The sequence below is a fragment of the [Clostridium] innocuum genome, assembly GCA_012317185.1.
GTDB lineage: Bacteria > Bacillota_I > Bacilli_A > Erysipelotrichales > Erysipelotrichaceae > Clostridium_AQ > Clostridium_AQ innocuum.
The window spans coordinates 3,425,871-3,446,732 of sequence record CP048838.1; the positions used below are offsets into that span (position 1 = coordinate 3,425,871).

General features: G+C 43.1%; 19 protein-coding genes and 1 pseudogene. All 20 read left to right on the plus strand.

Features of this window, described 5'->3' with window-relative positions; genetic code table 11:
• Nucleotides 1-46 precede the first annotated feature (46 nt).
• Nucleotides 47-436, plus strand: coding sequence for a hypothetical protein (locus G4D54_16745; protein QJA03972.1), 390 nt, complete (start codon nt 47-49; stop codon nt 434-436).
• A gap of 736 nt (nt 437-1,172) precedes the next feature.
• Nucleotides 1,173-1,361 carry a hypothetical protein gene (locus tag G4D54_16750; GenBank protein ID QJA03973.1) on the plus strand — a complete coding sequence of 63 codons (189 nt, stop codon included), beginning with the start codon at nt 1,173-1,175 and terminating at the stop codon, nt 1,359-1,361.
• Complete coding sequence (locus G4D54_16755; GenBank protein QJA05223.1) at nt 1,361-2,128, plus strand: hypothetical protein; 768 nt, start codon at nt 1,361-1,363, stop codon at nt 2,126-2,128. Before G4D54_16750 ends, G4D54_16755 begins: the two co-directional genes overlap by 1 nt.
• 102 nt (nt 2,129-2,230) lie before the next feature.
• Nucleotides 2,231-2,857, plus strand: a complete 627-nt coding sequence (locus G4D54_16760; GenBank protein ID QJA03974.1) for a hypothetical protein — start codon at nt 2,231-2,233, stop codon at nt 2,855-2,857.
• Between the two features lie 108 nt (nt 2,858-2,965).
• Nucleotides 2,966-3,133: a hypothetical protein gene (locus tag G4D54_16765; protein QJA03975.1), complete on the plus strand. Its 168-nt coding sequence runs from the start codon at nt 2,966-2,968 to the stop codon at nt 3,131-3,133.
• Nucleotides 3,105-3,338 carry a hypothetical protein gene (locus G4D54_16770; protein ID QJA03976.1) on the plus strand — a complete coding sequence of 78 codons (234 nt, stop codon included), beginning with the start codon at nt 3,105-3,107 and terminating at the stop codon, nt 3,336-3,338. Before G4D54_16765 ends, G4D54_16770 begins: the two co-directional genes overlap by 29 nt.
• Nucleotides 3,335-3,922, plus strand: coding sequence for a hypothetical protein (locus G4D54_16775; protein ID QJA03977.1), 588 nt, complete (start codon nt 3,335-3,337; stop codon nt 3,920-3,922). The genes G4D54_16770 and G4D54_16775 overlap by 4 nt, the downstream gene beginning before the upstream one ends.
• 108 nt (nt 3,923-4,030) lie before the next feature.
• Nucleotides 4,031-4,453, plus strand: coding sequence for an ArpU family transcriptional regulator (locus tag G4D54_16780; protein ID QJA03978.1), 423 nt, complete (start codon nt 4,031-4,033; stop codon nt 4,451-4,453).
• Nucleotides 4,454-4,610: 157 nt separating this feature from the next.
• Nucleotides 4,611-5,009, plus strand: coding sequence for a hypothetical protein (locus tag G4D54_16785; GenBank protein QJA03979.1), 399 nt, complete (start codon nt 4,611-4,613; stop codon nt 5,007-5,009).
• 40 nt (nt 5,010-5,049) lie between these two features.
• Nucleotides 5,050-5,952 carry a Bro-N domain-containing protein gene (locus G4D54_16790; protein QJA03980.1) on the plus strand — a complete coding sequence of 301 codons (903 nt, stop codon included), beginning with the start codon at nt 5,050-5,052 and terminating at the stop codon, nt 5,950-5,952.
• Between the two features lie 136 nt (nt 5,953-6,088).
• Nucleotides 6,089-7,053: pseudogene (locus tag G4D54_16795) on the plus strand (ORF6N domain-containing protein).
• A 35-nt stretch (nt 7,054-7,088) separates the two neighbouring features.
• Entirely contained in the window at nt 7,089-8,036 is a 948-nt protein-coding gene (locus G4D54_16800) for a flagellar biosynthesis protein FlgM (GenBank protein ID QJA03981.1), read from the plus strand.
• A gap of 213 nt (nt 8,037-8,249) precedes the next feature.
• Entirely contained in the window at nt 8,250-12,659 is a 4,410-nt protein-coding gene (locus G4D54_16805) for a Cys-Gln thioester bond-forming surface protein (protein ID QJA03982.1), read from the plus strand.
• 8 nt (nt 12,660-12,667) lie between these two features.
• The gene (locus tag G4D54_16810) at nt 12,668-13,315 is read left to right on the plus strand and encodes a DUF5011 domain-containing protein (protein ID QJA03983.1); all 648 of its coding nucleotides are present in this window, start codon (nt 12,668-12,670) and stop codon (nt 13,313-13,315) included.
• Nucleotides 13,316-13,438: 123 nt separating this feature from the next.
• Nucleotides 13,439-13,636: a hypothetical protein gene (locus tag G4D54_16815; GenBank protein ID QJA03984.1), complete on the plus strand. Its 198-nt coding sequence runs from the start codon at nt 13,439-13,441 to the stop codon at nt 13,634-13,636.
• On the plus strand, nt 13,633-15,456 hold the full coding sequence (dnaG, locus tag G4D54_16820) for a DNA primase (protein QJA03985.1): 1,824 nt from the start codon (nt 13,633-13,635) through the stop codon (nt 15,454-15,456). The genes G4D54_16815 and dnaG overlap by 4 nt, the downstream gene beginning before the upstream one ends.
• Nucleotides 15,457-15,512: 56 nt before the next feature.
• Complete coding sequence (locus G4D54_16825; GenBank protein QJA03986.1) at nt 15,513-15,812, plus strand: hypothetical protein; 300 nt, start codon at nt 15,513-15,515, stop codon at nt 15,810-15,812.
• A gap of 12 nt (nt 15,813-15,824) precedes the next feature.
• Entirely contained in the window at nt 15,825-16,652 is an 828-nt protein-coding gene (locus G4D54_16830; GenBank protein ID QJA03987.1) for a hypothetical protein, read from the plus strand.
• 4 nt (nt 16,653-16,656) lie between these two features.
• Nucleotides 16,657-19,482 (plus strand): ATP-binding protein, encoded by a 2,826-nt coding sequence (locus G4D54_16835; GenBank protein QJA03988.1) that lies wholly within the window; start codon nt 16,657-16,659, stop codon nt 19,480-19,482.
• Nucleotides 19,482-20,861 carry a M23 family metallopeptidase gene (locus G4D54_16840; protein ID QJA03989.1) on the plus strand — a complete coding sequence of 460 codons (1,380 nt, stop codon included), beginning with the start codon at nt 19,482-19,484 and terminating at the stop codon, nt 20,859-20,861. The genes G4D54_16835 and G4D54_16840 overlap by 1 nt, the downstream gene beginning before the upstream one ends.
• The last annotated feature ends 1 nt before the right edge of the window (nt 20,862 follow it).

The window sequence follows — 20,862 nt, forward strand, 5'->3', positions numbered from 1 at the left end:
GGTCCTACATATAGAAAAAAACATGGAAGGGGCATAGAAAGAGGAAATGAATCATGATTTCAAAATACAGCTGCTTCAGGCAGAATGTCTGGTGATCTTAGGGATAATGGGAATCGTCATCGTACTACTCATTATCGAATACATTCGTAGATGTAGAAAACTAAACCATTCGGAATTAGTCCTGCACGATGCAATGGGAAAATTCATATACTTCATAAACGACGATGATGACATCGATAGAGAAATCTTGACGGGGATAAGAATAGAGGATGACTGGAACGGACATATCGCATTCTTTCATGAAGTCCCCAAAGACCATAGAAAGAGATTCATCGTCACGACTGCTTCCTGCCTGGAATTCGATCTTGAAGCGTTCGGAAAAGAATGGTTCTTGACTGAAGACGAAGCAGAAGCATTCAGAAAAGCAAAAAGATAACGAAGCCTGTCGTAATGGCTTTCACGTATGGAATAAAAGAGGCCGAATCAACAGGAGCTTAAAATAGATCCGTAACATCATAAGGAGAACAGTTATGAAATGTAGAATAGATACCATGTCGTGTAAGATAAAAAAAAATAATCAAAAGCGTAGCAATGAATATCGCTACAATCACGCGGGAGCTATATGATGTGGACAGAGAAGATCGAATCGCACAGATATCCGAAAGAAAAAGAAGAACGTATAAATTTGTCTATCATGCAGTCAACATGATCAACACGATCGTGCTGTTTGCTATCAACTACCTGATTATGTGGATCGTATGGTACATCATCATGGATCCGCCATTCGGTAAAGCAAGATATATCTTTCCATTCGAGGATACTCATAACCTATTGATATGTTCCATCCCTATCATCGTGCTATGTCTATGTACGAGACGGCTATTGGCAAAAGAATATCCTCATATCGAGAGATATATACGATTGATTCCATTTTTACCTATTAGTGGTGTCATAATTATTTATATGGCAGATATAGGTGAACCTGATATCCTTCTACAAATATTTTACTTATCCATCCTACGCCTTATTTGCAATTCTTTGTCTAAAGCTATGGCCCCTATCGTGTATCCATATACCTTTCTGTCACAGGGAGTATCTTTGAGGCGTGCAGTTCAGAAACCAGACCGGAAATAAACGAAGATAGACTATCGATCGTTCTATAGGAGGCATTTATGAAACACAAGTATAAAGAGCAATGTTGTCATTGCAAGAAATGGATATATGACTATGATACGACTACCGGGAAGCTCCTTTGTAGACAGTGTTTGCAGGAAACCGGAGGCAAGCTGGAATTAGAGGAACCGGTCCAACTGACGATCGACGCATTTTTATACACGGATACAGAAGGCGGTGATAAATGATGTTGAAACGTGGGATCTTTTTCTTCGCTTTTCTAATCCTTATCGTACACATCGTTCGATTCTTCCAGTTCGGACAAGCATGGTATCATGCAGAGACGCAGGAGCTGCGTACATGTCATGCTGTCGAATCTGCATCCGGAAGTGACATTTCGGAATTCAATCGCTACATTCAGGATGGAACGATCCCTCCTACAGATGTATATTGGATCTTATCACAACGTGATGATCTTCACTGTACACAAGCTACGACCACACAGATGACTCCACTCGAAAAGATCAAATACTATATCGAAAAAAACTTGAATACGCTTGAAGAAAAAATAGCATTGTTGTCACAATGGAAGACATCAGAGCATATAAAAATCTCCGATATCTTCCTGCAGCTCGTGTTCTATATCGTATTGTGCGGGATAGTCTTGTTTGGTATCGTCGCAGGAATACTTATCTATCAGGAGATCCCTTTGCCGACCTATAACAGCACTGAGAAGCATATACAACTTCGTGCTTCCTGCTATGAGGTAGGTTCCCTATCCGTTGGCATCGTCGTAGGTCTCAGCATCATCCTGATACTGGGAAAGTTGTTATGTATATCCTACTTATATTTCAAGGTATCCAGGGTATTGAAGTTAAGAAGTATCCCGTACTGGATGGTCTCAATCGTCCTATTCATCTTCCTGTCATCGTGGATGATCCGAAGAGCTGTCCGCGCACGGCATTTCTATTGTTCAAACTTAGAAGCAGAGGTATTACAGAAAGGAGAAACATGAAGAAAAGAAAGTATGAAAAATTCCACGTTTGTAAATATACAACTACTGATCACATGGATAATCATTTATAATATACTTCTTTCAAGAAAAGAGGTATCTTCCATGGAAATGATGACAATCATGGTTTCGGCGCTTTTGGGAGCAGTACTTATCTGGACTACCTCCACAGTGCTCTACAAAAAACAATTTACGATTGAAACGAGATGGACATTATTTCAATCGATATGTGATGAAATGTATGCATCAAAAAAACTTATTGCATCATATTTCAATGAATTAGGCAAAATTGCTGCAGATATGCGTGAGGAAAAAGAGGCCGGCGAACATGTACATATTGATTTTACGAATCTCTCCTCTATACATCAGGAATATTCTATTCTGACGAATAAATTTCTGGCTTATATGAAAATGTATAAACCTGATACGATCTGCAAAATAATGGCGCATCTGCCCTTTATTTTTAAGAGCTCTACACGAAAAATGAAGTTCTATCTTTATCTGGAAACATGGAGAACTGCAATGTACTATGATTTGAAATATCTGCTTGATGCAGAAAATAAACTACAGGAGATCTTGATTCCCTACCTTGATAAGACTGCTGCTCCAGATATATATGACGAAATATTAACAATTATAGGCAATATCCATGCATCCGACATTCAAACGATAGACCTTGATGAAATTGGACTGTATGACTTTATGGCAGAAAGCTTCAGAAGAATCGTCTGATAAAACTAGCTGGATGACGATAAGAAAAGTGTTCATCAAAGATTGTCATAAAGTCTCAATAACCATGAATTACTTAGCAAACTGCTATGTAAGATAGGAGGGAGAAGTGTGATATCGATACTTTTTATAGGGATGATCATTTCCCTCTTCGTTCTATTATCCTATGCACTTTGCAAAGCAAGTGCTGAAGGTGACCGACGATTCGGATATAGGGAAGGACGGAATGAAAAAGAGGAGGAGATGACAGATGAAGACGCTGGTCAAGATATTCAATAAAAAAGGACAGCGAGTCATTATCGGATGCTTAGATGTATCCGGAACTCTGTGGGTGAATAGAGCTGACCTGCCTGCCGGCATATACAATTGTGTAGAATATGCTTATCAGAGGATCCCCAGAAGATTGAAAAAAAGTTTCAAGGTGCGGGATCCAAGATATAACGATAAAGTAAAAAAGAAATCAACAGGAGAAATATCATCATGAATATATTTATCACGATATGCTCGTGTATTGTCGCATCGATCATGACGACTCTATATTGTTGGAAGAAATTCGGGAAAGAAGAGGAAGAACGGATCCTGCAGGAACAGAAAGAACGTCGCGAAAAGATCCGGGACAGTATGCTCCAGACCGGATCAAAGCGCTATTCCTTCCCCATAGACCTGAAAAAGGCCAGTGACTGGCCTTTTGAGGAAGAAGTGCCACTGTCGGAGTTATCGGATGCGGAACATCTGTTACATGAAATATATATCGCCTCCGGGAAGCTGAAGCTGGAGAACATTACTGCAGTTGAAGCAAAACAGGATCTTTTCAGGATTCTGATCATTCTGGAGCATAAAGAACTTGTAAAAAGATACAACGATATCCATGGTGATGATTACCATACCAGACTCTTCTATATAGCGCACTTAGAAGAAGATGCAAAAAGAAGCCTGGAACGTGTCTACAGCAGTATGATCGATATCATCAAATATGGATGGTTGGGGTACAATGATATCTACAGCAATATCATCCGGATCCTACGCATGATCCTCGATACATCTTTAGAGGATATCATTCATAAATGATCTATGCTATATTTAATGCATAAGGAAGCAAATCTTATATTCATCAGGGAAAAACAAAAAAAGTAAAAAAAGGCCAGTGACTGACCTTTTGTGAAGGAGGGGAAGCGTGTGAAAGCTTTAGAAGATTGTATCGATGTAAGGCAGACACGGCGAGAAGTACAGAAGCATTTAAAAGTATTAGGAAAACGGATGTTTCGGAGCCAGATACTTGATTATATGTCCATAAGTGGCAGTATACTTTCCGGTAGTGGTAATCATGGAAGTGCAGACAATGGAGGAAAGCTTTTAAAAGCTATGGAGAAAGCAGAACAGAAAAATGCGGATATACAAACCTATATAGAATCTTTGATGAATGGCTTGAATAAATTAGAGGAGGAACAGCGGGACATATTACTTGCGAAATATTTATATAAGCTGGATGATGAAGAATTCGAAGAACAATTTAATACAAGTATGAGAACGATATATACTTACATCAAGGAAGCAGAAATCGATCTGGCAATAATATTGGGATGTGCAGTATTTAAGTAAATTGCAAAATAGCTTCAATTTTGCTTCAGTTTTATTTCAAAATCATTTCAATTTTGCTTCAATTTTACTTCAATTTTGCTTCAAAATCGTTTCATTTACACTTCAGTTTTGATGTGTTAAAATTGCTATGATGGATGTAGTGTAGAAAGGAGTCCTGATGAGCTTTAAAGGGAAGATGATCTTGCTTATCTTATTTATATTCGTCATTGTAGCAGCTTTCTTAGTCTACAATACGATAGCTATAGATAAGGCCAGCAAGGAGCACAAGGAAACGGTCACTCAGATAAAAGAAGAGGAACCGAAGAAAGATACACAGAAAGAGAAATTAGAACTGACACAGGACTCTATTGAGTTAGAGATCGGTGCAGTATTCGATTTTAAACAATATATCAAGGTGGCAGAGAATAAATACGGATACAGTGTAAAGGATCAGATCAAGGTTGACGGCGAGATACCTACAGATAAGGAAGGTAAATATCAGGTAGAGTATATCATGGATCTGGGTGAAGGTAAACGCATAAGCCGTATTTTGCGTGTTACCGTGCGAAGGTTTTAACTACCATATATTAAGGAAAGAGAATACGAAAGGTGACGCTATGGAGAAAAGAGAGAAAAAAAGTGCTATTCAATTATTTGAGGACAGACAGATACGTACTGCCTGGGATGAAGAAAGTGAAGAATGGTATTTCTCTATAATCGATGTTATCGCGATTTTAACAGAAAGTATGGATCCATCTGCTTATTGGCGTAAGTTAAAGCAGCGCCTCAAAGCTGAAGGAAATGAAACCGTGACAAATTGTCACAGTTTGAAGATGATAGCTGCCGATGGAAAAAAACGTCTTACAGATGTGGCAGATACAGAGCAGCTCTTACGTATCATTCAATCCGTGCCTTCACCTAAGGCAGAGCCGTTCAAAGCATGGCTGGCAATGGTGGGACGAGAACGCATTGAAGAAACAATAGATCCGGAGCAAGCGATCGATCGTGCGCTGGAGACCTATTTGAAAAAAGGATATTCTGAAGAATGGGTACATCAACGTGTCCTTGCCATCCGTATCCGTAATGAACTAACGGATGAATGGAAAAAACACGGTGTTGAAAAAGGAAAAGAATATGCAATTTTAACAGATGAAATTACTCGTGCCTGGTCTGGAATGGGAACACGTCAGTATAAAAAGCTGAAAGGCCTTAAGAAGGAGAATCTACGTGATAATATGAGTAATCTGGAGCTTGTTTTAACGATGCTGGCAGAAGCATCTACGACAGATATCTCCAAATCAGAGAATCCTAATACTTTTTCGGAAAATCAATCTATCGCTCGTCGTGGTGGAAAGGTAGCCGGTATAGCGAGACAAGCACTTGAAACGGAAACAGGAAAACCTGTGATTACCGCAGAAAATGCAACAGATTTACAAAAGCTGGTAACAGATATCGTAGAAGACGCAGCGGCATTATCAGTAGATTGCAATGGCAAAGATGATGACAAGCAAATGGGATAAATGCAGAGTCTCACAATAGCTACTTTTGTCTGCTATCCAGTATGCTGTAGATATGATGATATCTTTAATTATGTATGAATAAATAGAAAACGGATTTCGTAATACAGGAGGAAGTAGAAATGGAAGGTAATTGATTATGGATAAGATAAAAGAAAAAATGGATATGACGGTAGTAGAAGATGAAATACCATTAAACCAAATACAAAATCTGGTTTACGTAATTCGAGGACAGCAGGTAATGTTGGACAGTGACCTAGCGATGTTATATCAGGTTGAAACTAAACAATTAAATAGAGCAGTAAAACGAAATCAACAGAGGTTTCCGATGGATTTCTGTTTTCAACTCACCGAAGATGAGTTTTTGAGGTGCCAAATTGGCACCTCAAAAATAAATGACGGAAATGGTAGTGAAAGTCGAGGAGGGCGAAGGTATTTGCCCTATGTCTTTAATGAACAGGGTATAGCCATGCTTTCGGCGGTTTTAAGGAGCGAAACAGCTATCAGGGTCAGTATTCAAATCATGAATGCATTTGTGGAGATGCGTAAATTTATATCAAGCAATGCGTTGCTTTTTGAACGTATCAGTGAGGTTGAACTAAAACAGATTGATTATCAAAAAAATCAGAAGAGAAATTTGAACAGCTATTAGACTACCTATCAGAACATGAGCAATCACAACAGAAGATTTTTTTCGATGGACAAATCTATGATGCGTTCCGTTTGTTGGTAGAAATTATACAAAGTGCTGAAAAGAGTGTTTTGCTGATTGATAATTATGTCGATTTGAACACGCTCAATATCCTTGCAAAGAAGAAAAAAAATGTGGATGTGAGGATCTATACATTGGAAAGAACCACGCTCTCCAAGACAGATATAAAACTCTTCAACACGCAATATCCATTTCTTAGCATAGAATATATTGGTAATTTCCATGACCGCTTTCTTATCCTAGATAATGATAGAACATATCACATTGGAGCATCCCTAAAGGATGCAGGGAAGAAATGCTTCGCATTAAGTCTATTAAAGGACAAGAATGTTGCGAAAGATATTATAGGGCATATAAAAAGTAAAAGGTTATCGTCTTGTGGAAATAAATAACGTTCTTATTGGGTGAAATAAAGGAGGAAAAGAACATGAAAAAACTATTGTGTATAGCTGCATTAGCAGCACTCGTACTGACAGGCTGTGCCAAAGACCTGCAGGTCAAAACGACAGAGAAGCTGACTATAGAGTACGGTGATAAGCTGGATAACGATAAACTATATGACGCAAAGGAGTCAGACGAGAATGTCAAAGTCGACAAAGTTTTTGGATATGACGCAAAGAAAGTTGGAGATCAGACCTTGAAGGTCACATTTACGGATGGGGACAAGACTATCCAGAAAGATGTGAAAATTACAGTTAAAGATACGAAGAAACCTGAAATCGTACTGAAGAAGGATAAGATCACGATCACAGCTGGAGACAAGCTGAATCTTAAGGATAATGTGAAATCCGTAAAGGATCCAGTTGACGGTGACCTGAAGTACAGTGACAAGGAAATTAAAAAATCCGGATATACGATTGACAAAGGAAAGCTTAACGTGAAGAAGACTGGAGCATACAAGGTAACAGTGAAAGCTTATGATGCGAATGGGAATACAACAGATAAGACATTTGATGTTGTTGTGAAGAAAAAAGTTGAGAAGAAAGCCACGACAGAACAAAATTCTGAGACCACGACTTCTCAGAATAATAGCACTGGACAGCAGACGCAGGCAGTTTCCCCTTCCTCTCCTGCACAATCCAATCAGAGTTCAGGATCCAGTGGACAAAGTGGTACAACATCAGGAGGATCATCTTCAGGAAATTCCGGAACCTCCAAACCAGCTGAACAACAGAAACCAACAACATGTTATGTTCCAAACAATCAGCTTGGAGAATCTGGGCAGATTTTCAAAACTGAAGCAGAAGCATATAAATATGGCGCAGATATGGAAGGCAATCCAAAAAATAATATTATGTCATACAGTGTTGGACCAGTTGTTGATACCTGTGATAATATCACTGGTTATACTGTTGGTCTCATTTATGGTAATTAAAAAGGCAGGATTCCTGTCTTTTCTTTTTGGAATAATAGAAAGGAAAATGTAAATGAATTATATTAAGCATAGACCACCATAGAGGGGTCACGCCCAACATAAATGAAAGGTCGTATCTGTACAGTCGTACATAACATCCTATATTTAAACAAGATCGGTTAATACCGGTCTTTTTCTGTTTAGGCTGTGCAAAGAAAGGAGAGTCAATTATTTATGTTATACTTCAAAAATATCAAGAAAAAACTATTTAACTACATTGCAGTATTATTTTTGATTATATCAAATATATCGAACCCTCAAGCTGTAAAAGCTGCTGGTGCAAATGTCACCGTGAAAAATAGGATTCCTTATAGTTATCAAGTGACAGATAAGGATGGACATATGGTTTGGGGCGCAGAAACAGAACATATATATGCAGATGGCGAAATTGCATTTTGTGTGCAACCTGGAATATTGATAACCGAAGGTTCATCCTATACAAGGTCTAATTTCAGTCATAGTGAACTTCGTAAAATAGAACATATTGCGTATGTAGGTTGGCAATTATCTAGTAAAACAGATGAGGACTATCTAGCTACACAATTTATGATTTGGGAAGCTCTTGGTGCTACAATCGATAATACTTCCTATTCTGGATATACTTCAAAAAAAGTCCAGATACAAGATAAGGTAGATTCACTTTTTAAGAAAAAGCCTTCATTCAATGGAATCGAAGAAAATATCAAAATAGGAGAATCCATCACACTGACAGATACCAATAAGGTATTTTCTAATTATTCGCTCACATCGAAAAGTGAAGGTATTACTATATCAAAAAGTGGAAACAAATTAACGATCACAGCTTCTAATAATACCCCAGAAAATGCAACAGTAAAATTTCAAGCAATAAAGGCAGAGTGTGTTGGGACATCTATTTTATTTTCATCCTCTACATCTCAAGATGTTGTATCCTTTAAAGTTGGCGACCCTGTAACTATCACCATTAACTTGAACGTTGAAAAATATGGTTCTCTGAAAATCACAAAGCAGGACGAAGATGGAGCTATAGTTCCGAAAACTTCCTTCAAAGTGTCCAAGAATGCAGATATGTCTTCCCCTATCGGAACTTACACAACAGGTGCTGATGGCTCTGTAACTGTCAATGATCTGTTACCACAGAAATATTATGTGCAGGAAACAGCAGTCCCTAGTCATCTGGTACTCGACAATACCATCCATGAAGTGACTGTCGAAGCTAATCAGACGACGACCTATACTGCACGTAATAACTGGGTCAAAGGTAAGGTGCAGCTGCGTAAGATCGACCCTGATTCCGGAAAGCAGGTCGCAGGTGCTACCTATGCTATCTACAACGATAAAGGACAAGAGCTGGAACGTCTTGTTACAAAGGCAACCGGCTATGTAGAATCCGGTTACTTGAGATTTGGTGAGTACACAGTCCGCGAGGTCATAGCTCCATCCGGATACATCTTAAACAAGACCTCCTACCCTGTTACGATTGCTACTAACGAGCAAAAAATCACAGTCACCGGCGAAGATGAAAGACAGACAGGCCGTTTAGAAATCACAAAAGAAGATAGTGTCACCGGCTCGGCCGCACAGGGCGAAGCTACTTTAAAAGGAGCTGTCTATGAACTGCGTGCTAAAGAAAATATCTTGGATCCTGCCGATGGGTCTGTCAAATACGCAAAGGATGCAGTTGTTGCAACACTGACAACAGATGCAAATGCCAAGGCATCAGTAAGTGATTTATATCTAGGTAAATACATCCTGCAGGAAAAGACGCCAAGTACCGGTTACACATTGGATACGACGAAATATGATATCTCTCTTGACTATGCAGGTCAAAGTGTGGAAATCGTTACAAAGAAACAAACGGTAAAAGAAAGGGTAAAAGCGCAGGCTTTCAGTATTGTTAAAATCTCTGATAACGGATCCGGAGAAGCGGATAAGCTGGCCGGTGTTGAATTTACAGTAAAAGCTCAGAAAGATATCGATAAATACGGTTCTTGGGAGAAAGCGCCAGTTGCGAAAAACGCAAAGGGTCAGACTGCTGCTGTCCTGGTGACAGACAAGAATGGATATGCTGTTTCTGATGAACTTCCTTATGGTGTGTATGTAGTCCGCGAGACCAAAGTCCCGGATGATCATTATGCTGTAGCGGATTTCAAGGTAACGATAACGGAAGACAGTCGTGATCCGCAACCATGGCGTATCTTCAATGATGAAAAATTCCGTGCGGTGGTCAAAGCGGTCAAAGTCGATCAGGAAACCGATAAGACCGTTGCACTGGCAGGAACGACCTTCAAGATCAAGAACATGAAAACGAACGAATATGTAGGCTACTGGGAGTGGAATCCTACTCCGGAATATATTACGGAATGGACGACAGATGAATCCGGTACGGTCATGACCGGAAAGGAATTGGATCCGGGACATTACGCACTTGAAGAGATCACTGCTCCAAATGGTTATGTTTTGAATATCGCTCCAGTTAAATTTAAAGTATCAAGCAATACAGCATATGAGACACTTCCAGACGGTGCTACACCGGTCATCACTGTCACTAAACAGGATACTTCAGTAAAAGGACGTATCGCAGTCGTAAAACAGGGAGAGGTCCTTACTTCTGCAGAAACTGATGATCATGGCAATACGAAGTTCAAATATGAAATGCGGAAATTGAAGGGTGCTGTGTTCGAAGTCAAGGCAGCGGAAGATATCTCATCTCCAGATAATCAGGGCGATATCCTATATCACAAAGGCGATCTGGTAGATACGATAACGACCGATGCTGCAGGTGAAGCACAGACCAAGCTGCTCCCTTTGGGTAAATATCAAGTTTCGGAAAAAACTGCTCCAAACGGATTCACGCATTCCGATGATATCAGAGAAGTCGAGCTCGTCTATGAGGATCAGAATACAGCGATCGTATTCGGAGATGCCGGTACTTATGAAAATGAACGTCAGAAAGTTGAAGTACAGGCTGTCAAAAAGGACGCAGATGACCAACAGCTGCTAGTCGGCGCTGAAATCACGCTATATGCAAACAGAGACGTGTACAACTATGACGGCGATGTAATCGTAAAAGCCGGTGAAAAAATTGAAACGGTGGTAACCGGCGAAGATGGTAGAGCCACATTTACTGCAGACCTGCCTAATGATCTTACTCCGGAATATGGTGTAATGCCGATTGAGAAAATTGAAGATGAAGATATAGATCCAGGATTCAGTCAAACAGTCATTGAGGATGTAAGACTCATCGGTGACACCAATAGCCTATTCTATGCAACGGAAACGAAAGCTCCTGCAGGTTATGCGAGTGGTCAGGAAGTGCGTTATTATTTTGATACAAAGTATACGAATCAAAACAATGCAGTCTTGAAATTCACAGCAGAGTATCAGAATGAAACGACAAAGGTCGAGATCTCTAAAGTGGATATCACGAACGAGGAAGAACTTCCGGGCGCTACGCTGCAGATAAAGAGCGAGGCCGGAAAGATCATAGAGGAATGGATATCCACAGATAAACCACAACTCATCGAGATGCTGCCTGTTGGAGACTATGTACTATCTGAAAAGATCCCGGCATCAGGTTATACGACAGCTACCGATGTACCGTTCACGATCAAAGATACTGGTGAGATCCAGAAGGTCGTCATGAAGGATGATATAACGAAGTTACAGATCATCAAGACGGATGAAGAAGGTAAGCAGTTACCAGGCAACAGACTGGCCATCATTGACAAAGACGGAAAGACCGTTGATGAGTGGATCACAGATGAAAAGCCTCATGATATCACCAAGCTGGTTGTCGGACAGGAATATACGTTGCGGGAACTGGAAGCAGCTGCCGGTTATACAAAAGCTGAGGATATCATCTTCATCGTACGTGATACGAACGATGTACAGACGATCGACATGAGCAACAGACAAACAGAGATGCACTTTTCTAAAGTCGATGAGACCGGCGAAAAAGAATTACCCGGTGCTAAACTGCAGATCATTGACAAAGATGGCAATATCATAGATCAGTGGGTATCCACAGAAGAGCAGCACACGATCACAGGACTGAGTGAGGGTCAAACATATGTCATGAAAGAAATCTCTGCACCATATGGATATGAGATTGCAGAAGAGATCACCTTTACCGCAGGAGACGGCCAGAAGGTCACGATGAAAGATAAAATGATCCGCTCCTATATCAAAGTCAATAAGGTCGATTATTATGATCATAAGGACATCCTGAAGGTCGCAGAGTTCACGTTGTACAGTGATGCAGCGTGCACGAAAAAGATCAGCGCTGCAAAGACAGATACGAAGAATGGGATCGCACTGTTCGATGATCTGACATACGGTACGTATTTCATCAAAGAGACGAAAGCACCAGCCGGTTATGAGCTTTCTGATGAGGTCGTGAAGGTCACGGTCGATGACGAATGGGTCAATGGTGACGATAAGCTGCGTACGATCATCTATGCAGATAAACCACTTCCGGGCGGTGCGATCAGCACAGGAGATCATACGAATACGATAATACTCTTCATCATCACCGGTCTTGCCGGGTCCATGGTCGGCTTTGCAGCATACAAACGTAGAAAGATGAAAAAGGCCAGTGACTGACCTTTTTTATGAAGAAGAAAACAGTATATAAGGGGATAGTATGTGTACTCATCCCTTTTTTACTTCTCAGTGGCTGCAAGTCTGGCGAGGAAGAAGAAGATGATCAGAAACAAAAGGAAAGCTATTCTGTACAGTTATCCGCAACCGTAAAGGATCTGAGCGCGCCTGTAATCAAGTGTGAGGACGAGCTCTATCGTAAGATCGGTGATGATCTCGATTGGAAGAAGCTCATAAAGGTAGAGGACAATGTAGATGTTTCTCCGATATATGAGATCAAAGGAAACGTCGATATGGACCATAGTGGTACGTATCCGATCACAATCATAGCGAAGGATGACAGTGGAAACGTACGTAGAAAAAAGCTGACTGTCTATGTATCGGAAGGATCTAGGCCCATAGCTGAGAAGGACCGGAAGGAAGAGACGCCGCAGGCATCGGTACCCGATACCAAATCGAAGGAACAGGCTCCACCCTCTTCCGCCTCGATACAGAGCAGATACTTCGCATTCCGGGAAAGGATATCGCGAGATGCGACCTATCAGGAATGTATGAGCTATATCGCAACGAGTCTGGCAGGTAAGAGCGGGACAGGAAACTGTATCGTCGTCGATGATGCCAATGGCGTGCACATTGGTTATCAGGCAAGCTTCAATTAAAGAAAGGAGAGAACGATATGAACATGATCCAAATCATCATCATCGCTGTATGTGCCATCGTCATGGTGGGAGCGATGATATTTCTGTTCAAGCATAAAAAGAGATAACAAGAAGGAGGATCCTATGATCTATGAAGGAATCATACTGCAGCGGAATCATGATCTGGCGGAGGTATGCCTGCTGCAGAGGAGAAAGAACAGATATGTCTTCCTGCCTGAACGGGTCATGGAGCTCATCCGTCCGGGAATGAGGATCTTATTCATGGGGCAGGAGGATACAGAGTCCGCAGAGCTATACATCGCGGCAGGAGGACATCCATGATCCCGCGAGAGACGATCGATGATATCCTGCGTCGCTTGGATATCGTCGACGTCATACAACGATATGTCCCTTTGACCAGAAAAGGAAAGAACTTCGTAGGGCTCTGTCCGTTCCACGAGGATGGGAATCCCAGCCTATCTGTATCTAGGGAAAAACAGATATTCAAGTGTTTTTCATGCGGTACAGCCGGAAACAGTATCAGCTTTTTACAAAAATATAAGAACATATCATATATGGAGGCTGTGCAGGAAGCTGCACAGCTTGCAGGTGTAACGCTCCCGCGGTCTGCGCCTGCAAAACAGGATCCGCAGAGGCTGAGAAAGCTGGAGCTCAATCAGGAGCTCATGAAGTATGCGAACCACATATTGCATACCGAGGATGGAGAGGCGGGGCTGCGATACCTGCAGCAGCGCGGTTATACGAAGGAGCTGATCGATCAGCAGCAGCTCGGTCATATCCCGGAGAAGGAAAAGCTGCTCAACTTTTTAGAAAAGAAGGGATATAGCAGGCAGGAGCTTATTGAGGCGGATGTGTTCTCCCCTCACGGCAGCTGTAAATGGGAAGGTCGTATCCTCTATCCGATCATCACCGCACATGGTGAAGTGAGAGGGTTCACAGCCAGAACGATCGGTAAAGGGCATGATCAGCCTAAGTATGTCAATACGAGCGAATCGACGATATTCGCAAAAAGGAAGCTGTTGTATGGAGGGCCAAAAGCAATCGAAGCCGCAAGACAGAAGCATGAGCTGATCATCGTAGAAGGAAGTGCAGATGTAGATATGCTGACGCAAGCCGGATATCTAAACTGTGTGGCTACGCTGGGGACAGCACTTACAGAAGATCATGTACAAGCATTGAAGCGTATGAATGTCCGGATCCGCCTATGCTATGATGGCGATGCGGCCGGGATCAAGGCTACGATGGCTGCGGCTTCACTGCTGAGAAAGAATGGTATCCTTCCCTTCTGTGCTTCCCTTCCTCTCGGTAAGGATCCGGATGAGCTTATACGACAAGCTCCCCAACTGCTACAGGAGTTATTGTCCACGCAAGAGAATACAGTCGATTTTCTGCTGCAGCATCCCAATGACCTGAGTGATTTCAGCAAACGAAAGGAGTATGCTGTCAATGTAATGAAAGAGCTGATCTCTTATCATGACCCTTTGATGAAGGAACATTATCTCCGTGAGCTCTCAAGAAAGAGCGGTTTCAGTATCGCTTCTCTTCAGGACTCCTACGAGAAGATGAGTGTGAGCAAGCCACAATATACGGCCGTACGCTCGCAGCGCTTCGCAAAAAGTGAAATCCGCCAGGAGCATCGCAATGTCCGAATCAATTTTCAGGAAAAGGATAAGGTGATCTATAAGAATGAGGTACAGCAGAAATTCGATAATCTGCAGCAGGATGGAAACGTGATCGCCTTCGACAGGAGCCGATTGTTGGAGAGGACCGATATATTGCGTAAGTATATCGGTCAGAAAGGACGTTTGTTAGAAACTACAATCACCTGTATAACCGACGATGACATTGACCTACGCTGTCATTCGATCACAGAGTCTTGTGTAAGAGCGATCAGCGAGGAGCATCATATGGATGCAAGGGCATTGAATTATATCGCCTATCTGCATAAGGATACACGATATCCGCATATCCATCTTCAGATATGGCAGGAAGAACCCTTGCTGGAACGGTATCGGTTGACAAATACTTTGCTTGAAAAGCTGAGATCCGATGTCATACAGGTGATGGCATCGCCTCTGCCTGTTCAGGAGACAGAGACAGAAGCTATCATACCGGAAGCGATGAAGCTGCCGGGAATGTAAAGGCCAGTGACTGGCCTTTTTATATTTTAATGAAAACAAGGAGGCATCGAAAAGAAATGAGAAATCTAAAACTGATGAAAGCAGAGCTCATTATCGGAGGAAAAGAGATAACGAGCATTCAAAATGCGATAAAGAATGCGGGAAAGGACATAACCAGTACGATCAAAGTCGTAGCACAGGTCTTGGCAGGCATCGTAGGAGCAGTCGCGGGACTCGTACTGCTCTTCATGATCGTCAAGACATTGTTCAAATCACATCGAGGAGATGGCGGTGCATGGGATGAAGCAGCACAAACGATCGCAGTCTGCATCATCTGTCTGGCATTTTCTGCGGCCGTATTCACAGCCTTCTTTTAGGAGTAGAGCCGTATGAACATGATATTGAAATGGCTGCTGGGAAAGCTCGTCGAGACCTTTGGAGGGATCTTCGAATTGTATGCAGCTATGTCCGGGAACGTCTTCGATCAGTCAGTCGTCAAAACGATCTTCACCTTCTTTCAGACGATCGGACTTCCTTTGATCGGCCTTGCGATGATGAGCATGCTGTTCAAAGTGATGTTGGAGCATGCCGATGGGAAGGGGTTCCAGGTCATGGATATCCTGAAGCGTTTCGTTGGCGGAGTCATCATCTATTCCTTCGGTCTCGAGATCATGAAATCCCTCTATGTCGTATTGATGGGGGTGACCGGAAAGATCATCAGCGTGATAGCGAACGTCGCCACTGAGGATATGAAGATCGATTTCGATGATTTCGGATTCTCCTTGACCTCGATCCTTCTCGTCGTGATCCTGACCGCCATCTGCATCTATTATATGATCAAGTCCTTCATGGACATATTGGAGCGGACATGGCAGTACGTCGTCATCCTCTGTATGATGTATATCTATACGACGGGATATATCATGGGGAATGATGAATCGATCATATCGTGGTTCAAGCAATGCCTTGCGATCATATTCAGCCAGTTCTTCCAGATCACACTGGTGAGTCTGGGGATCACGTTATATGTATCTGCCGGAGGAGTGAATGATTTCCTCTTCGGTATAGGCGCAATCATAGCTTCAGCTAAGGTCGAGCAGCTGCTGGATCGCTTCGGTATGGGAAGCGGAGGCAGGATCGGCAATGCTATGCGCAACGCGATGAGCATGGGCTTCTATGGAAGCAGCATCATAAGAAGCTTCAGAAAAGGAGGATGATGAGATGGAGCGGACCGATATAGAAAAGAAACGGTATATCTATCCACAATATGTACCGGCACAGCAGCTGATGAAAGGATTGTATACGGGGGAATGGGCAATGATCGCGGCACCGCCGATCCTGGGCCTGATCTTATACAATATCATCGGCTTCGCGATCGGAATGATGCTGGGACTCCTCTTCTTCGCCCTGCTGTTCCGTTATGAAGGCAAGCGGGTGAACCTGCTGCATGAGATGGTATCCAGCGCCCGATATCTGAGCTCTCAGCGTTATTACATCAAAAAGGAGCGAGAGCTTGATGATGAGATGGAAGCAGCAGAGGAAGAGACAGAGCAGGAGGAAGGTAAGAAAGCTAAGAAAAAACCGAAGAAGCAAAAAAAGAAAAGAAAACAGAAACGAACAGAAAAAGAACAGCGGAAGAAGAAAGAGAAGGTCATGCAGGAGCTCTTCCCCTTCCGCCGTATCGAAGATGCACTGATCGAAATGGAAAATGGGGACGTCTTCTTATTCCTACGTATCCAGGCGAACAATCTGGATCTGTTGTCTTATCAGGAGGTACAGAATATGATACGTTCCTATTCCAAGGATATCGATCGGGACAGGTTCAAAGTAGGCTATTTCATCACGGACAGCGTGTTCAAGATCGGCAACAATATCCAGGCAATCGAAAAAGCAAAGGAGAAGCAGCGCATCCCCTTCCTGCGGATGCTGCTGGATCAGGAAAAATACCTGCTGCAGATGAAAAAAGACGATGCCAATAAGAAGATGTATTGTATCCGAGTCCTCATCAAGGAGAAGGACAGGAAGAATCTGGATCTCGATGATGTGAAGCATCGCATCAAGGAGACTTATGCCACTTCCCTGTCACCGATCGAATGTACGAAGGAAGAGATCAAGCAGATGCTCGGCGTCTACGGGAATCGGATCTTCGCAGATCATTATCCGGATAGTGAGCTGGAAGTGGAGACACAGGGAGCAGATAAAGGGTTCCTCCTGTTCAAAAAGAAGAAGACCTATGAGGAGCTGCAATTGCCGGGGATCTATGATTTCAAGGATATGATCGTCCCTGTGACTGCTGAATTCCGTCCCAGTCTGGCAAGGTTGGGGACGAATATCGTGAAGACCTATGCAGTCAGCTCCTTCCTCGGGACAACAAAGGAAACGAACCTGTTAGCGAGGATCAGCAATATCCCGGGCGTATCTACCTCGATCTATATAAACCCCTTATCGACCAGAGTCTATAAAAGCAACATCCGGAAGGACATGAAGGCAAGGCGATCCGCTATACGTGACGACTTGGATCAAATGGATTATGAAGAATCCGCAGAGACACTGGCAGGTGCCTATAGAAGAGTCCGGGAAGATAGTCAGGAGATGTATTACATCTCGATCTATTTCGTACTGAGTGCTGTCAATCAGACTGCGTTCGATAATCTCGAGGAAACGTTCCGCAGTGCGATCGAGGACGTGTCGATAACGCTGGATGATCTGAAGACGAAGCAGAAGGAAGCCTATCTGGCAGCCAGTCCGATCGGAGAAGATCTGCTGGGGAAATGGATCCGGCAGAACATACCGTCAGAGAGCGTCGCGAATCTTTATCCATTCAACGAGCCTTCCCTCATGGATCCCAAGGGACTCTATATCGGAACGATCGTGGATAAGAAGAATCCGATCTTATATGACCCATTCCAATATCGTGGGACGAACAACAATATCCTCATACTTGGGATGTCCGGTGTAGGAAAAACAGTCCTCCTATGGCTGCTATTGCAACACGCGGCTTGTATGGGAGCTTATATCCGCAATATAGATTTTGAGGGGACTGCAAGAGACTTTATCGAGAAGCTGGGAGGGATCAATATCGATATCGCCGGAGGGAACGATTTCATCATCAATCCCTTACAAGTCCGCATACCGTATGAGATCCGTCGTGGTATCCTGGATGACTACATCGGAGAAGTGAAGAGCTGGATGCGCATATACAAAGCGAGCTGGAACGATAGCCTGCTGGACCTTTTCGAGGAATTCCTACGACGAGCCTATGAAAGGAAGCATATCAGCAACAGTACGGACTTCACGCGTCTGCAGAATACGGATTATCCGATCCTATCCGATGTATATCAGGAGATCGTGATAGAAAGAGATAATTACGATGAGAAGGAATCCCTGGCCACGAAGGAGGAGCTGCGGAAGCTGCTGCTGGGGATGAGGTCTGCAGTGGAGGGGGCAGATAGCGGCCTCTTCAACCGGCATACTTATCTGGGAGAACGGTTTCACGGAGATGGTTCCAGGCAGGATGTCTTCAATAGCGTTCGGATCATTAATTTTGATTTCTCGCGTATGATGGACACCGATAAATCCCGAAAGCTGGCACAATGGTCGAACATCTTCACCTATATCACACAGTTCGTAAACAATAATATGTCTGCACGAGATGATATCGTAGTCAGTATCGATGAGCTGCACGAGATGCTGAAGAAGGAATACATGCCGATAATCAACATCATCTCCTCCTATGAGAGACGCTTCCGAAAATACAATACATCCCTGATCAAAGCAACGCAGACGATGGATGAAGTCGATAGTGATGACGCAGAAATGGAATCAAAGGTGAAGCCGTTATTCTCACAGTCTGCGACGAAGTTCCTGTTCCACCTTGGTGATATCGATTATGACAAGCCAAGGAAGATGATGAACCTGACAGCAAACGAGATAGAGAAACTGCAGGAGAGTCGTTCCGGGAAATGCCTGGTCCGTATCAACAAAGCGCTTTATGATCTCGACGTCTTCATGCCGGAGTGGTTCAAGCAGGTGAAGAAGGATGCATGATGAGCTTTTGGATGAGAGTGGCCCTTTGGATCGCGCCCAAAATAAAGAAGAATGGTCCGAAGGTCCTATTCGGTACCCTCCTGGCGATCAGCTTCCCGATCATCGCCGTCACTGCGTTGTTCTCCGATGGAGGCTCACAGGAGGAACAGGATGTCTATCAGGAAGCCTACGAAGAGCTCGGATGTTCAAAGGAGGACAGCTACATCCTGGCAGATATCCGTCTCTTCGATACCTATGCGGATGAAGCAGCATCCGAGCATATGACGAAGGAGGAAGCACAGAAACGTATGAGATCCATCTATATGGATATCGAGAATAAGGAAGATGAGAAAAGCTGCAGACTGCGTAGTGATGAAGACATCGTAAAGGAGCTTAAAAAGAAGTATCCTATGAAGGAGGAAGAGATCAAAAACATGCTGGAGGATCTGCAGAGCATGCGGAATGGAAGACAGAATATGATCGTTCCGGCAAAGGAGCTTCAGATCGTCAAGGACTGTGATGAACAGGCTCCCTATATGATCCTAAAGGGAAGAAGACAACCGGTCGTATCGATAGGAGCGGGTACCGTCAAGAGGATCGTGACGGAGTCTGAACAGATAGAGATCGATGAAGAGCATAAAAAACAAAAAGGGTTGACAGTTACTGTAGAATATGAGTCCAATATAGGATTCGATAATGATATGGAGTATATCACCAAAAAGTATACAGTCACCTATGCAATGCTGCAGGAGCTGAAGGTAGAAGAAGGACAGGAATTGAAACAGGGACAGCAGATAGGCGTCATGGAGGATCATCTGTATCTATCCGTAAGGGATGAGAAGGGGGCGATTGATCCCAAAGAACTCATCCATCTTTCTTCTACGACCACTTCTACCGGGAAATTCCACCTCCCCTTCAAGATACCTCCTATCATCATCAGTGAGGTCGGTAATCGTGAGCTGGATGGTTTCCATGCCGGTATGGACATATCCGCCGGAGCCGGTGAAGCTGTCTTATCGATCAGTGATGGTACGGTGATCCGGGTCTCCACCAGTTGCTCTCCTTATGGCGGGTATATCGGGAACAGATGTCCGGCGGATGATGCATTTGCATGGGGAGCCGGGAATTTCGTCATGATAAGGTTTGAGGCAGATGACAAAGAGTATTATGCGTTATATGCGCATCTATCGGATGTCACTGTCTCTCATGGAGACAAGGTCTCAGCCGGTGACGTCATCGGTAAGCAGGGATCGTCGGGAAACTCACAAGGGACCCATCTCCACCTCGAGATCCACGAAGGCTCCTTCGAAGTAAATACGGTGGCGTCCAAAAAGGGATTGGTCGATCCACGCAGGTTCATAGATTTCAAGGATGGGAAGAAACCACAGGTATCCTTCTAAA